12 protein-coding genes and 1 tRNA gene are annotated in these 14318 nt (G+C 42.0%); 7 read left to right on the top strand and 6 right to left on the bottom strand.

Annotated features, from left to right (window positions below):
* Nucleotides 1-68 precede the first annotated feature (68 nt).
* Nucleotides 69-1094, bottom strand: coding sequence for a two-component system response regulator RssB (rssB, locus tag FE392_RS07510; protein WP_319929610.1), 1026 nt, complete (start codon nucleotides 1092-1094; stop codon nucleotides 69-71).
* 162 nt (nucleotides 1095-1256) lie between these two features.
* On the opposite strand from rssB, the gene FE392_RS07505 reads away from it, so the two are divergent.
* The 3 genes from FE392_RS07505 (at nucleotide 1257) to FE392_RS07495 (ending at nucleotide 3017) form a co-directional block, all read left to right on the top strand.
* On the top strand, nucleotides 1257-1709 hold the full coding sequence (locus FE392_RS07505; protein ID WP_319929662.1) for a YchJ family protein: 453 nt from the start codon (nucleotides 1257-1259) through the stop codon (nucleotides 1707-1709).
* 204 nt (nucleotides 1710-1913) lie between these two features.
* Nucleotides 1914-2762: a formyltetrahydrofolate deformylase gene (gene purU / locus FE392_RS07500; RefSeq protein ID WP_319929609.1), complete on the top strand. Its 849-nt coding sequence runs from the start codon at nucleotides 1914-1916 to the stop codon at nucleotides 2760-2762.
* 170 nt (nucleotides 2763-2932) lie between these two features.
* A tRNA-Tyr gene (locus FE392_RS07495) sits at nucleotides 2933-3017 on the top strand.
* Between the two features lie 503 nt (nucleotides 3018-3520).
* Here FE392_RS07495 and FE392_RS07490 read toward each other — a convergent pair.
* The gene (locus FE392_RS07490; protein ID WP_319929608.1) at nucleotides 3521-4384 is read right to left on the bottom strand and encodes a helix-turn-helix domain-containing protein; all 864 of its coding nucleotides are present in this window, start codon (nucleotides 4382-4384) and stop codon (nucleotides 3521-3523) included.
* A gap of 652 nt (nucleotides 4385-5036) precedes the next feature.
* Between FE392_RS07490 and xthA the strand changes: the two genes are divergently transcribed.
* Nucleotides 5037-5843 carry an exodeoxyribonuclease III gene (gene xthA, locus FE392_RS07485; RefSeq protein ID WP_319929607.1) on the top strand — a complete coding sequence of 269 codons (807 nt, stop codon included), beginning with the start codon at nucleotides 5037-5039 and terminating at the stop codon, nucleotides 5841-5843.
* A gap of 73 nt (nucleotides 5844-5916) precedes the next feature.
* On the opposite strand, the gene FE392_RS07480 is transcribed toward xthA, so the two are convergent.
* The 3 genes from FE392_RS07480 to FE392_RS07470 are packed head-to-tail and all read right to left on the bottom strand — an operon-like array spanning nucleotide 5917 to nucleotide 9491.
* Nucleotides 5917-7863, bottom strand: coding sequence for a DNA topoisomerase III (locus tag FE392_RS07480; protein ID WP_319929606.1), 1947 nt, complete (start codon nucleotides 7861-7863; stop codon nucleotides 5917-5919).
* Nucleotides 7864-7868: 5 nt separating this feature from the next.
* Nucleotides 7869-8912: a selenide, water dikinase SelD gene (gene selD / locus FE392_RS07475; RefSeq protein WP_439153471.1), complete on the bottom strand. Its 1044-nt coding sequence runs from the start codon at nucleotides 8910-8912 to the stop codon at nucleotides 7869-7871.
* Between the two features lie 27 nt (nucleotides 8913-8939).
* Entirely contained in the window at nucleotides 8940-9491 is a 552-nt protein-coding gene (locus FE392_RS07470) for an NAD(P)H nitroreductase (RefSeq protein ID WP_319929604.1), read from the bottom strand.
* Between the two features lie 168 nt (nucleotides 9492-9659).
* Here FE392_RS07470 and sppA point away from each other — a divergent pair, with 168 nt between their 5' ends.
* The 3 genes from sppA to pncA all read left to right on the top strand — a co-directional run bounded on the left by sppA (nucleotide 9660) and on the right by pncA (nucleotide 13438).
* Entirely contained in the window at nucleotides 9660-11549 is a 1890-nt protein-coding gene (gene sppA / locus FE392_RS07465) for a signal peptide peptidase SppA (protein WP_319929603.1), read from the top strand.
* 183 nt (nucleotides 11550-11732) lie between these two features.
* Entirely contained in the window at nucleotides 11733-12752 is a 1020-nt protein-coding gene (ansA, locus tag FE392_RS07460; RefSeq protein WP_319929602.1) for an asparaginase, read from the top strand.
* Nucleotides 12753-12787: 35 nt separating this feature from the next.
* The gene (pncA, locus tag FE392_RS07455; protein WP_319929601.1) at nucleotides 12788-13438 is read left to right on the top strand and encodes a bifunctional nicotinamidase/pyrazinamidase; all 651 of its coding nucleotides are present in this window, start codon (nucleotides 12788-12790) and stop codon (nucleotides 13436-13438) included.
* A gap of 357 nt (nucleotides 13439-13795) precedes the next feature.
* On the opposite strand, the gene FE392_RS07450 is transcribed toward pncA, so the two are convergent.
* Complete coding sequence (locus tag FE392_RS07450) at nucleotides 13796-14197, bottom strand: hypothetical protein (RefSeq protein ID WP_319929600.1); 402 nt, start codon at nucleotides 14195-14197, stop codon at nucleotides 13796-13798.
* Nucleotides 14198-14318: the final 121 nt, after the last annotated feature.

Raw genomic sequence — 14318 nt, 5'->3', positions numbered from 1 at the left:
GTTATATACCCTTTTTCTTTCAAGTTGCAGCTTTGTTAACTGCAACTTGAAATCCATTGAGTATAGAATCATTGATAAGAAGTGGGGGAAAACATCAATTTTATTTGATTCCTGTTATTCCATACACTGCATTGCCAAAAAGAACTGCGTTCGTTGTTATGGCTAGCACGGACAACCTCCAATCGGCGAAAAGGGCTGCCTTTATCTAACTGCTTTTGATAATTACCCGATTTAATATGTGCGTTCAATCCAACAGACGACAATAAAATGGTCTTATTCTGTGTATCGTAATACCCCAGCAGCAATGAAAATGGCGTTTCTCCCTTAGCGTCATTCAATATCTGATTTAACCAATTCATAATGTTCTGCATATCAAGCAAACCATTTTTTTTATGAAGTTTTTTGTTTCTCAATAAATTATTGAAAGCCACTCTCAATAACAGAGCAGAAGCAGCGTCTCTATCTTTTGCATGACTGATATCAAGGCAATAAAACATGACCTCCCTTTCAGAAAGCGCGGCAATATCGAAGATCAATCCCATTTTATCTACCGCATTTAACAGGCGATAATTTACTCTGCAGTTAGCAATAACCTGAGAAACAGGCGGCTGGAACTGTTTTAATACACGCCATACAGTTGCCGTGTTTTGTTTTAATCTGGCTAATTCTTGGGATAAACAGTTTCGATCGGTGGCTTCGGAAGAAAACAATTTGGGATATAAATAATCCAATGCGATTCTCTTTATCTCATTGAAATTAGTCAGCGGCTTTAACAAAATATCTTTTGCGCCAAGACGCAACGCACTATCTATTTCCATCATTTTTTTTGTTGCAGAAACAATAATGATAGGGATTGTCATTCCTCTTGTCGTCATATGGCTAATAAATTCCAGGCCATTCATGACAGGCATATTCAAGTCGCAAAAGATCAGCTCAGGCTTTATCTCGCTCTCTACTTTCTGTAGAGCGGCCTGTCCATTGGATGCACACATTGTTATTGCTCCCAGAGAATTTAGGTAATCCACGAGTGAAGTGCAAAAAAATGGCTCATCTTCGACAACTAATATCCTCTTTCCTCTCAGTACCTTTTCCATAACGGCAGCCCCTTACCAAGCGTTGCGACCATTGCCCATATTCGAGTATCATCACGCGATGATATCCCAATAGTCCCGTACAATTTATACTCTTACATATCTTTGCAATGTCGTTCATATTAACAGCAACCACCTTAAACAATTGGAGTTATTTTGACAAAAATGTGTCCCTGCGGCAGTAATTCACCTTTTATTCATTGCTGTAGTCCCTATATCGAAAAACGCTATCCTGCCCCAGATGCCGAAACTCTGATGCGTTCCAGATATAGCGCGTATGTCACACAGAATGCAGATTATCTTATCTCAACCTGGCATCCTGATTGTCAGGCTGAAAATTGGCGCACGGAAATAGAACAAAGTTTTGCGGGTGTACAATGGTTGGGATTAAATGTTTTGAAAACCAGTCAGGGTAATCATAATAACGAAGCCTATGTCGAATTTTCAGCTTGCTTTATTGAACAGGGAAAGCAAGATAGGCAATTGATTCATGAGCGCTCACGTTTTTTGCGTATTGACCAAAATTGGTTTTATATAGATGGTATTCATCCTCAGACAGGTCGCAATGACCCTTGTCCATGCGGTTCAGGCAAAAAATACAAGAAGTGCTGTGGTTAAACCTTTCTATACCCAATGAATTTCAAGTTGCATCGCGGCGGCAAGTGAATTCATCCCCGGGAGCATAGATAACCGTATGTTTATAAAAACGGTGACCGGGGTGAATGAGTACAGCCAACAAAGAGGCAACTTGAAAGACGAAGGGTAAAAATATTAAACATAATAATTCACACACAGTGAAGAAATTTAAGGATCTTGCAATCCATGCAAAACACAAACATACAAAAAAAAATCTTGCGCACAATTTGCCCTGATGCCAAAGGGCTAATCGCCAAGATCACAAACATTTGTTATAAACATCAATTAAATATCGTTCAAAACAATGAATTTGTTGATCATCGTACTGGCCGTTTTTTTATGCGCACGGAATTGGAAGGCATTTTCAATGATGAAACGCTTTTAGCCGACTTGGATGATGCTTTACCGGCAGGCTCTAATCGGGAATTAAATACAGCGGGTCGTCGCCGCATTGTTATCATGGTAACAAAAGAAGCACATTGTATTGGCGATATCTTGGTGAAAAGCGCTTATGGCGGGCTGGATGTTGAAATTGCCGCCGTTGTTGGCAACCATACAACATTACAGCAGTTAGTGGAGCAATTCGGCATTCCATTCCACCATGTCAGCCATGAAGGCTTAACGCGTGAGCAGCACGACGACGCATTGATGGCCCAGATTGATCAGTATCAACCTGATTACGTTGTACTCGCTAAATATATGCGCGTCTTAACGCCTGCATTTGTTCAACATTATCCGAATCAGATAATCAATATCCACCACTCATTCTTACCGGCATTTATCGGTGCCCGTCCTTACCATCAAGCTTATGAGCGTGGAGTGAAGATTATTGGGGCTACAGCCCATTATGTGAATGACAACTTGGATGAAGGCCCGATTATTACTCAGGATGTAATAAATGTGGATCATACTTATACTGCTGAAGAAATGATGCGGGCAGGACAGGATGTTGAGAAAAATGTTCTGAGCCAGGCGTTGCATTGGGTCTTCTCTCAACGAGTATTTGTATATGGCAACCGCACTGTTATTCTTTGATAAACAGTGATATCCATTATCTTTTAAATTGCCTTTTTTTGGCTGTAACTTGATCGTTGGGATTAAAAAAACGCCAAGCGATACTATATTTGCAATTATCTACTTTACAGCGGCGGCTTATTTGGTATTATGCCGTCCGCTGCTAACGACAGCGTACAATTCAAATATCTGGTGGGGTTCCCGAGCGGCCAAAGGGAGCAGACTGTAAATCTGCCGTCACAGACTTCGAAGGTTCGAATCCTTCCCCCACCACCATCAAAGATTTATCCCTTAATCCATTTAAAAAACCAATATCCCTGTCATTACTGTTTCTGTCTCTAACTACTTTTACTATTGTTTATCCCAACGACTGTTCATTCTTACTATTATTCATTTAATTCATTGCTAATGGATTGTTCTTTCTTGTCTCCACAAAACATATCAAAATATTTTCCTTTTGAAGAAAAACAAGAATTTTTGGCTATGGATTGAATTTAATACAAAAATAACAATGCGGGTAGACGGGAATTAGGAACAGAAAAATAACGAAACGAATTATGGATATAATTTCAGCTAAGGGTGAGGAACAAAATGATAAATCATCTTTCCTCACCACTATCAAAAATCCATTTCAAGCTTTCAATGCATTACAAAAAGAGCAAACAACTTACTGATTACATAAATTGTCGAATCAATCATCATTTTGGAAAATAATGCATTTACAATTACCAATAGCGGAGCTGAGGGATCTGACAGTTCGCTCCGCTAGATACAAGCAGTTACTCCATATCGCTAACAGAGTCGATAAAACGATTTAACACGCTTGAATGAGATTTTGATTTATAGACATAACACTGATTAATGGCATCAGGTCGTGGAATTGGCATGAAACCTAAGCTTTCTCCCTCTTCCAAAGCACCGGAGTGAGAATCTGTAATGAAAATATAATCATCTGACTGAATAAAATTAAGACAGCATTCCATATTGTCCATCTGTCTAATATTAATTTTCTCTCCGTTCTTTACCATTTCTTCTTCTAAATTCTTTACCAAATTACTTTTATAGAGTACTGGATCACATAACCACGTTCTCTTTTTCAGCAATTGAGTAAAATCTCCATTCACCTCATCCAATAATTCTTTACGGCAGCAGATCCCCAAATTTGGTCCATCAATTTTCCGTACAAGACTGAATCGGTCACTAAGTATTTTTTCTGAACTTAAAATTATCGTATTGCCCTCATAATCAACTATTTCATCAATGTTATCATAACTGAAGCGTAATATATTTACCTGAGCATTATTTCTGTCCGCTGCTTTATAAAGAGAGATCAGATGCTTTTTCTTACCCCAATCATGGTATATATTTACAACATTACAAATACTCCCGCTAATGTGTTTCTTTGTAATTTCCTTCTCTTTCAAATAGAGTTCTTTCAGGTCATTATATAACTCCACTCCGTCTTTAGTCAGAATCATCCCAAACTTCTCCCTTTTAAATAAGCGCTTTCCTAACGTCGCTTCGAAGTCTTTAATTGATTTAGCGACTGGGGGAGTCGTACGGTTCATCACTCTTGCCGCTTTGCTTAAAGAACCCATTTCCACCACCGCCATGAATGCTTCTAATTTACGAGAAAAAAACATAATTCACCGTTCCTATGTAACTTGTGGCTAAAATAATTTCCTTGAAATGGCCTTCTCATCAGGTAACCGCTAAATCAAGCTTGATATTATGAAGGTATAATTTTGTACAATAAAAATAGATCTTTTTCAAATGGCATTTATATAAAATGCCAGTCCCTGATGCAATAATGCGGTTTAGATGGACTAAATAAGTCCATCTATATCATGATGAATATTCCATCGTGATTGCAAACCATTGGTAAATATAACCAAGGCCTACAAGTTCAATTTTCTATCAGAGATTGATTAACTCTTCTACTTTTTCATTAATTAATTTTTGTAACGCATGACATAAAATAAATTCAAAGGATAAAAAACCTATCGTGAAATTATAATATCATATGTTTAATATAACAGATTATAACTAGTGGATTATTATATATCCATTAATTTACTATGTATTATTTTTGCGATTTTTATTATTTTAAAAACGATTCGACACTTAAAATTTTGGATAACTGAGATATTATAGTTAATACAGTATGACAGATACGAGTAAAATAGCCATATATCAAGCTTATAAGGAAAAATTTATTAATTAATAAATAGTTACATCTTTATTTATATCTGTTAACATTAAAAAATAGCATATTCTTAAGGTGATTATAACAATATGAAATTTGTATCGTTTAATATTAATGGGTTGCGGGCACGCCCCCATCAACTCGCCGCCATCGTCGAACAACACCAACCCGATGTTATCGGATTACAGGAAATCAAAGTCCATGATGAAATGTTTCCATTAGAAGAGGTAAGCAAATTAGGCTATCACGTCTTCTATCATGGTCAAAAATCACACTATGGCGTTGCCCTGTTGACCCGTCAAAAACCGGTAAATGTTCGTAAAGGTTTCCCTACCGATGATGATGATGCCCAACGCCGCATTATTATGGCTGATATTGATACCCCCTTCGGTTTATTAACCGTCATCAATGGTTATTTCCCCCAGGGTGAAAGCCGCGAGCATCCGGTTAAATTCCCGGCAAAAGAGAAGTTTTATCAAGATCTACAATCGTATCTGGAAAATAATCACTCTCAAGAATCCCACGTTCTCATTATGGGAGATATGAATATCAGCCCAACCGATCTGGACATAGGGATCGGGGAAAATAATCAGAAACGCTGGTTAAGAACAGGAAAATGTTCTTTCTTGCCTGAAGAAAGAGAATGGATGGAACGCCTGAAAAACTGGGGACTGGTTGATACTTTCCGCGCACAATACCCTGAAATTAATGATCAATTTTCGTGGTTCGATTATCGTTCAAAAGGATTCGATGATAACCGTGGTTTGCGCATCGATTTGCTGCTTGCCAGCCGTTTATTGGCTGAAAAATGTGTCGCTTCGGGTATTGATTACGATATCCGCAGCATGGAAAAACCGTCTGATCATGCCCCTGTTTGGGCAAAATTTGCTATCTAGTCATCACTATATAAGTGTCAATTGAAACACAGCACCACCAATCATGGTGCTGTGTTATCGTTTTTATGCCTGTTTATTTTTGGCTGTTCTTACCTGCATCAGCCTTTGCCTTGCTTTTATTCGGTTTTGACTGTTTTCCTTTTTTCCCTTTCGCAGGGGCAGGAGGCAAATCCCTGAACGCTTTCAAATTACGATGCTGTTTTGCCTGCCAGATTAATTGTTGCAAAGTATCGTGAAGAGGCAGCATAAAATCCTGATAGCGAAATTGCTTTTCGCTGATTTGCGTCAATCGAGATTCCCAATGCGCGGTCATATCAGGCAATACCGCCATATCCGGCAACACATGGATTAAAGCTCGACCGGCAGGTGTGGCGTGTATATAACGCCCTTTTTTGTACAAAAACTCTCGTTTGAACAATAACTCAATAATACCTGCCCGGGTTGCTTCTGTTCCCAAGCCATCCGTTGCCCGCAACACCTTCTTAAGGGCTTTATCCTGCACAAAACGGGCTATACCCGTCATTGCAGACAATAATGTTGCATCAGTGAAATGTCTTGGTGGCTGGGTCTGCCTTTCCACTATTTCACCCTTTTCACACCAAAGCTCATCGCCCTTGGCAACCACAGGTAATGGCATCCCTTCATTCTCTTCGTCCCGTTCCTTGTTGCCAAGCAAAGTTCGCCAACCTGCTTCCGCCAGAAAACGTGCTTTCGCGATAAATTTCCCACCAGCAATATCAAGTTCAATCGTACATTTACGAAATACTGCATCCGGAAAGAATTGCATCAGATATTGTCTGGCAATCAAGCCATAAACATGGCTTTCATTTTCCGTCAGCCTGACTTGACTGCTACGTGCGGTAGGGACAATTGCATGGTGTGCATCAACTTTCTTATCATCCCAACTCCTATTTTTTCTTTCCATATCCAAGGCATTTTGTGGAAGAAAATGGGAGGCATGAACTGAAATGGCATTCAAAACTGCATGGCGCCCTGCAAAGTGCTCTTCTGGCAGATAACGGCAATCAGAACGCGGATAAGTAATTAATTTATGGGTTTCATAAAGTCGTTGGCAAACATCAAGAACTTCCTGAGCACTTAAACCATGGCGCTTGGCTGCTTCTATCTGCAAGGAAGAAAGCGAAAACGGCAAAGGCGCTGTTTCAGATTCCCGCTTGTCCTGATACGCAGTGACATTGGCAGGCTGTTCAGTAATGCGCGCGACAACATGTTCAGCCAGATTTCGATGGATAACCCGCCCTTCTTCATCCTGAAAATCAATGCAAGATTCACTTGGCTGCCATACTGCCGTAAACCGTTCTTCATTTGGTGTAACAATATGTGCTTTGACTTCAAAAAAATCTTTCGGCACAAAATTTTCTATCTCTTCATCGCGGCGAACAACCAACCCCAAAACAGGTGTTTGGACACGTCCAACGGATAAGACGCCCTGATAACCCGCGTTTTTTCCCAACAACGTATAAGCACGGGTCATGTTGATGCCGTACAGCCAATCTGCTCTGGCCCTGGCAAGTGCGGAAACGCACAACGGAATAAACTCCCGATTACTCCTTAACCGCTCTACCGCTTTCGTTACCGCCTGTGGATTCAGGTCGTTGATGAGGCAACGTTGGACATTCTGCTTTTTTCCGGCTTCCAGATCCAAAAAATCCAGCACCTCATCCACCAGCAATTGCCCTTCACGATCAGGGTCACCGGCGTGAACAATTTCGCTTGCCCTTTCCAACAAAGATTTAATGGTATTCAATTGCTTCGCCACGGCTTCCCGTGGTTTTAGCTGCCATTTTTCAGGAATAATCGGCAAATCAGCCAATACCCAGCGAGCATAACGACTGTCGTAAGCATCTGGTTCAGCTTGCTCCAAAAGATGGCCGACACACCAGGTCACAAACTGATTATTTCCGCATTCGATAAACCCATCCCCACGCCGATGAGGTTTCGGTAAAACATCTGCAATAGCTCTCGCGAGGCTGGGTTTTTCTGCAATAAAAAGACGCATGGAATTTATTCAACAACTTCTATTAATGCCCTGTCTGAGCGTGGTTCATTCAGCTCACCAATAGCTATCAGATCAATGTCGTGGTTTCGTGCAATGGCTTTCGCCTTCTCTACATCTTCTGGCAAAATCGCCAGCAATAAACCACCCGAAGTTTGAGGGTCACACAGGAGCTGACGTTGGCTATCTGTCATTTCTCCAATCAAATGCCCATAACTGTCAAAGTTGCGTCCAGTGCCACCGGGTACGCAACCTTTGTCAATATAATAGTCAACATCCGGCAATCTTGGCACCTGTGAAAATTTGACTGTGGCCTGAACCCCAGAACCTTCGCAGATTTCACTCAAATGCCCCAACAGGCCAAAGCCTGTTATATCCGTCATTGCCGTCACACCATGAATGCTCGCAAAATCAGCCCCGGCTTTATTCAACCGGCACATTGTTTCTTTCGCAACGCCTTGATGTTCTGGGTGAAGCAGGCCTTTCTTTTCGGCTGTGGTCAATACACCAACCCCCAAGGGTTTAGTCAGGTACAGGGAACTTCCTGCTTTTGCCTGATTATTGCGCTTCACTTTCTCAATATCGATAATTCCAGTCACGGCCAGACCGAAAATAGGTTCCGGCGCATCAATCGAATGCCCGCCTGCAAGAGAAATACCCGCTTCTTTACAAACCGCCCGGCCACCTTCAATGACTTTTTGTGCAATTTCCGGAGACAATTTGGCAACAGGCCACCCCAAAATAGCAATTGCCATAATAGGTTTACCACCCATTGCGTAGATATCACTGATGGCATTAGTTGCTGCAATACGGCCAAAATCAAACGGATCATCAACGATCGGCATAAAAAAATCCGTGGTGCTAATGATGCCTGTACCATTACCGATATCATAAACAGCGGCGTCATCACGGGTTTCATTGCCGACCAGTAAATTGGGATCGAGAAATTTTGCCTGTTCACTATGCAGGATCGTTCCCAATACTTTAGGGGAGATTTTGCAGCCACATCCGGCACCATGGCTATATTGAGTCAGACGGATTTCAGTTGACATCATACTCTCCAGTTAACAGTAACCCAGTTAGAAGTAGCTGACAAAGTTCGTCAAATCGGGAGTTGCCACTTTTGTTGGTGCTCTCAATTCTGGAGTACCTAAATAGAGGAACCCGACAATTTTGTCATTCTCTTCACATCCCAAGCCTGAACGCACAACGGGATCGTCTGTCCATGAGCCAGAACGCCATATTCCGCCAAACCCCTGAGCAACAGCCGCCATCTGCATGGCCTGAACAGCACACCCAGCCGCCACAACCTGCTCCCATGCTGGAACCTTCGGATGCTCAACCACCTTGGCAATCACCGTGATAATCATGGGGGCGCGATAAGGTGCATTTTTCGCTTTTTCTGCCACTTCGCTGCCCAGTTCCCCTTCAATTGCTGCTTTCTCAAGAAGCTGACTAAACTTATCAATGCCTTCTCCCTGCATCACAACAAAATGCCAAGGACGCAGTGCCCCATGATCAGGTGCCCTCATTCCTGCTGCTATAATATGTTGTAGTTCATTTCCTGCGGGGGCCGGTGTCACTAAACGTGATGCTGAACGGCGATTTAACAAAAGTTCCAAAGCATTCATGATGTTCTCCTGAGTAAGATAATCTGTCACGGCACCACATTCTCTGTTTATTCGTTAATGAATGAAAGCATAGAAACGATTTTTTCTGTTCATTTGCATGATTTCCAGCTGACATTTACAAACGAGCTGATTAGGATACCTCAACTTGACCCCATAACCGGAGACGATATGCGTACTTTATGGAATTTTATAGCAGCTCTATTTAAATGGTGTTGGAAGCTGCTAAATTTTGTCCGTGAGCTGATTTCCAATATTATTTTTTTCCTACTTATTATAGTCATTGCTTCTGGCGTAGTTATTTATCAACAACAGATCAAATCTGGCGATAAATATAGTGGGGCATTGTATGTTAATTTATCCGGCATTGTCGTTGATCAGACAGCCGTCAAAAACCCACTTGAGCAAGTAGGCAAAAACCTTTTCAGCCCTGCCAGCAATAATTATCAAGAAACATCTCTATTTGATGTGGTTGACAGTATTCGCCGGGCCAAAAATGATCCCAAAATTACCGGAATGGTATTGAAGCTGAGCGATTTCATAGGGGCGGATCAACCATCTTTGAAATATATCGGTAAGGCTATCAACGAATTCAAGGCAACAGGCAAACGCGTTTTTGCCATTGGTGAAGCTTACAGCCAATCGCAATATTTGTTAGCCAGTTATGCTGATGAAATATATTTGTCTCCACAAGGGATGATTGATATTCATGGTTTCTCAACCAACCATTTGTATTACAAATCTTTATTGGACACGCTGAAAGTTTCTACCCATATTTTCCGTGTCGGAACTTACAAATCTGCCGTGGAGCCTATGCTGCGGAACAATATGTCGGATGCGGCACGTGAAGCTGACAGCCTATGGCTTAATGAAATATGGAATAGTTATTTAAATACGGTTGCCGTCAATCGGAAAATTCCTGCCAACCAGGTTTTCCCCGGCGCAGCTAATCTTATTGAAAAACTCCGCAAAGCCGGTGGCGATTCTGCAGTGTATGCCTATCAAAATAAATTGGTGGATCATATTGCGTCACGCAGTGAAGTTGAAAATAAAATGAAAGCGAAGTTTGGTTGGGATGCAGAACAAAAGCATTTCAACTACATCAGTATCTATGACTATATTGCCCAAAAATCGATACAGGACTCAGATAACCAGAATGGCAACATTGCTGTCATTGTTGCTGAAGGTTCGATTATAGATGGTAAACAATTACCGGATTCCATAGGAAGCGATAGCACGGTGGAGCAATTACGTGAAGCCCGCCAAAATCCCAACATAAAAGCTATCGTATTGCGGGTAAACAGCCCTGGTGGTAGCGTCACTGCATCTGAGGCTATTCGCAGTGAACTGGTTGCGATCCGCAGCGACGCTGAAAATAATGGCAAAAATGCCAAGCCTATCGTTGTTTCGATGGGCGGCGCATCAGCCTCTGGAGGTTACTGGATTTCCACTCCAGCAAATTACATCATTGCCGATCCTGATACCTTGACAGGCTCTATTGGTATTTTTGGTGTCATCCAGACTATTGAGAAAGGGTTGGATTATCTTGGCGTAAATACAGATGGTATTTCAACTACGCCACTGGCAGATATTTCGGTAACAAAAGGGATCAACCCAATATTCTCTGACCTGATGCAACTCTCTATCGAAAATGGCTACAGCAAATTCATCGGACTGGTTGCTAAATCTCGGAATAAGTCACTGGAAGAAGTTGATCAAATCGCACAAGGTCGAGTCTGGAGTGGCTTAGATGCCAAAAAACATGGTTTGGTCGATCAGCTTGGTGATTTTGATGATGCCGTTAAAAAAGCCGCAGAGTTGGCGGGCATCAAAGATGCGTCCCTGAACTGGATGCAGCCTGAGTTATCATTTACAGAAAGAATGTTGCTGGGAATGACGTCATCCGCCCAAGCATTGCTGCCGAATGTATTGCAATCAATGTTACCTGCACCGTTTGCCCAAATGGCGCAAGACATGAAAAAGCAAGCCGTGTTTTATAACAACATGAATGATCCAAAGAACATTTATTCATTCTGCCTGAATTGCGCCGACATTCGTTAAGAACAACGGGTAAATTCTTGTATAAATTTGAAGCCTGATCTCACCATCAGGCTTTTTTTATTCTATATATCGCCCACCCCCATTGGATTTCAAGATGGAGTACAGAGACAAAGCTGCAACTTGAAAGACGACAGGTATATAATCGGCTAAAAATATTTATTGAGACGTAATACGCAGGTTAATATGCAGAAAAAATCCATCTATGTTGTTTACACTGGCGGTACAATCGGGATGCAGCACTCCCCCAATGGCTACATTCCCGTTTCCGGCCACTTACAGCAACAACTCGCCAAGATGCCCGAATTTCACCGTCCAGAAATGCCGACGTTTACCATCCGTGAACATCATCCCTTGATTGATTCTTCTGATATGAGTCCTGACGATTGGGGTATTATCGCGGATGATATTTACCAGAATTATCACAATTATGATGGATTTGTTATCCTGCACGGCACAGATACCATGGCTTTCACAGCCTCAGCTCTATCATTTATGTTTGAGAACCTCAACAAGCCCGTCATTGTGACAGGGTCACAAATTCCTTTGGAAGCCCTGCGTTCTGATGGACAAACAAACCTGCTTAACGCGCTCTATCTTGCGGCCAATTATCCTGTCAATGAAGTCAGCCTGTTTTTCAACAATAAATTATTCCGGGGAAACAGAACCATTAAAGCCCATGCTGATGGTTTTGATGCTTTCTCATCCCCTAACTGCTCACCCTTAATGGAAGCCGGAATCAATATCCGAACGTTTAAAACAACACCCATACCAGCCAGCCATAACGCATTTGCCGTAAACCCGATCACATCACAACCCATTGGGGTTGTAACAATTTATCCGGGGTTATCCAGCCAAGTGGTTGAAAACATCCTGATGCAACCCGTCAAGGCATTAATCTTACGTTCGTATGGTGTCGGCAACGCCCCTCAATGCAGCGCGTTGTTGAAAACGTTAAAAGACGCAACCGAACGGGGGATCATCGTCATTAATCTGACACAATGCATTTCTGGTCGAGTCAATATGGGGGGCTACGCAACCGGTCATTCTCTGGCTGCGTCAGGCGTGATTAGCGGGTATGACATGACATTCGAAGCCGCCTTGACAAAATTACATTATCTTCTGAGCCAATCTTATACATCTGAAGAAATTCGCCACCTGATGCAACAAAATCTGCGTGGAGAACTGAGCTATTCCGATGAATAACAAAGTGTAAGCAAAAGCATACATCGAGGAATATGATGAAAACCGCATTAATACTTATCGATTTGCAGAACGATTTCTGTACTGGGGGCGCGTTGGCAGTCAAAGAAAGTGATGACGTTATCAAAGCCGCAAATGATGTTATTGCCCTATGCCAGAACAACAATATCGCGATCATTGCAAGTCAGGATTGGCATCCGGCAAACCACATGAGTTTTGCAGCCAACGCCGGGCAACCAGTTGGCGAATTGGGCGAACTTAATGGTATTCCCCAAGTGTGGTGGCCGGTGCATTGTGTCCAAGGCCAGTTTGGCGCAGAGTTTCATTCTGCGTTGAATCAATCTGCCATTCAGGAAGTTTTCCGCAAAGGAGAAAACCCCCAACTGGATAGCTACAGTGCATTCTTCGATAATGATCATCAAAGTAAAACACGTTTGCATGGATGGCTGACAGAGCAGAATATACAGCGGCTGCTGGTATTGGGCATCGCAACAGATTATTGCGTCAAATTCACAGTACTTGATGCTCTGATGCTGGGCTATGAAACCTATGTCATTGTTGATGGTTGCCGTGGTGTCAATATTCAGGCTGATGATAGTCAGCACGCATTAGAAGAAATGGCGGCTAAAGGGGCTAAGTTGATCTCGCAAAATGAAGTGACATCAATTTTACAACCAGCGAAAAACTAATGCCCCATGGATTTCAAAGTTGCGCCAAGATGACTAGAGAGCGGCAAATTCGTCGGAAACGAATTTGCCCGGTCAAAGGTTATTCTCCGGTAATGAATGGCTGTTTTTCTTGTTAATTCCCCGGAATATCGATAGCCGTCGCTTACTGATAACATAAAAATCATCTATATACACAAATATGTACAAATGAAAAATATACATAACTTGGTACATAAAAAATTAATTTGCGCTGGTTAAATAGAAAATATTGAGAGAGATTTCAAGAGGAACAGCATCAAAAAGCAGAAATTTGCCCTTTTACATCCGGGATAGTTCCGTAGCTTGCGGCAGGCTCTGGGTATACGTGGCGGCATCGCATCACCACTTCGAGAACAGTCCGCCTAGCCGGCGCTCACGATTGACGAACCGCTGTAGCTCTTTGCGAATGAGTTGGCGGATGTGATCGTCAGAAGCCTTTATCTTGGCTTCACTTATCTTGGCTGGGTCAATGTTGAGCGACGAATTTACGTAAGTCACCTCGGCCTTGATATCGAAGGTTTTGAAACTCTCAGCAGTAATGCCTGCTTGTTTCTGTTCTACTTTCTGTTTTGAAGGTGCGGGGATAAAAAGTATTTCAGGGGCGTATTTCGAGCGACAAATACTTTCTTTCAGCTTTCCATTCCTATCATAAGTTGCCTGATATCCATCAACTGCTACTGAGATGTCGCCATTTTCATGGGATTGAATTATCACCATTTTTACCTCATTTAGCTTATTCAACTGGTCTGCTTTATAAAGCCTGTTTTTATGAGACTGCACAGGGTCAAAACTTATATAACATTCTGGAAAAACTACTCAGTGAATAGTCTGTTCAGAATTTGCCGTCTCTCCGGCTGTCACA

The organism is Xenorhabdus santafensis (genome assembly GCF_033949405.1).
GTDB lineage: Bacteria > Pseudomonadota > Gammaproteobacteria > Enterobacterales > Enterobacteriaceae > Xenorhabdus > Xenorhabdus santafensis.
The sequence above is the reverse complement of the archived record's forward strand: the minus strand, read 5'-3'. Positions and strand labels throughout refer to the sequence as shown.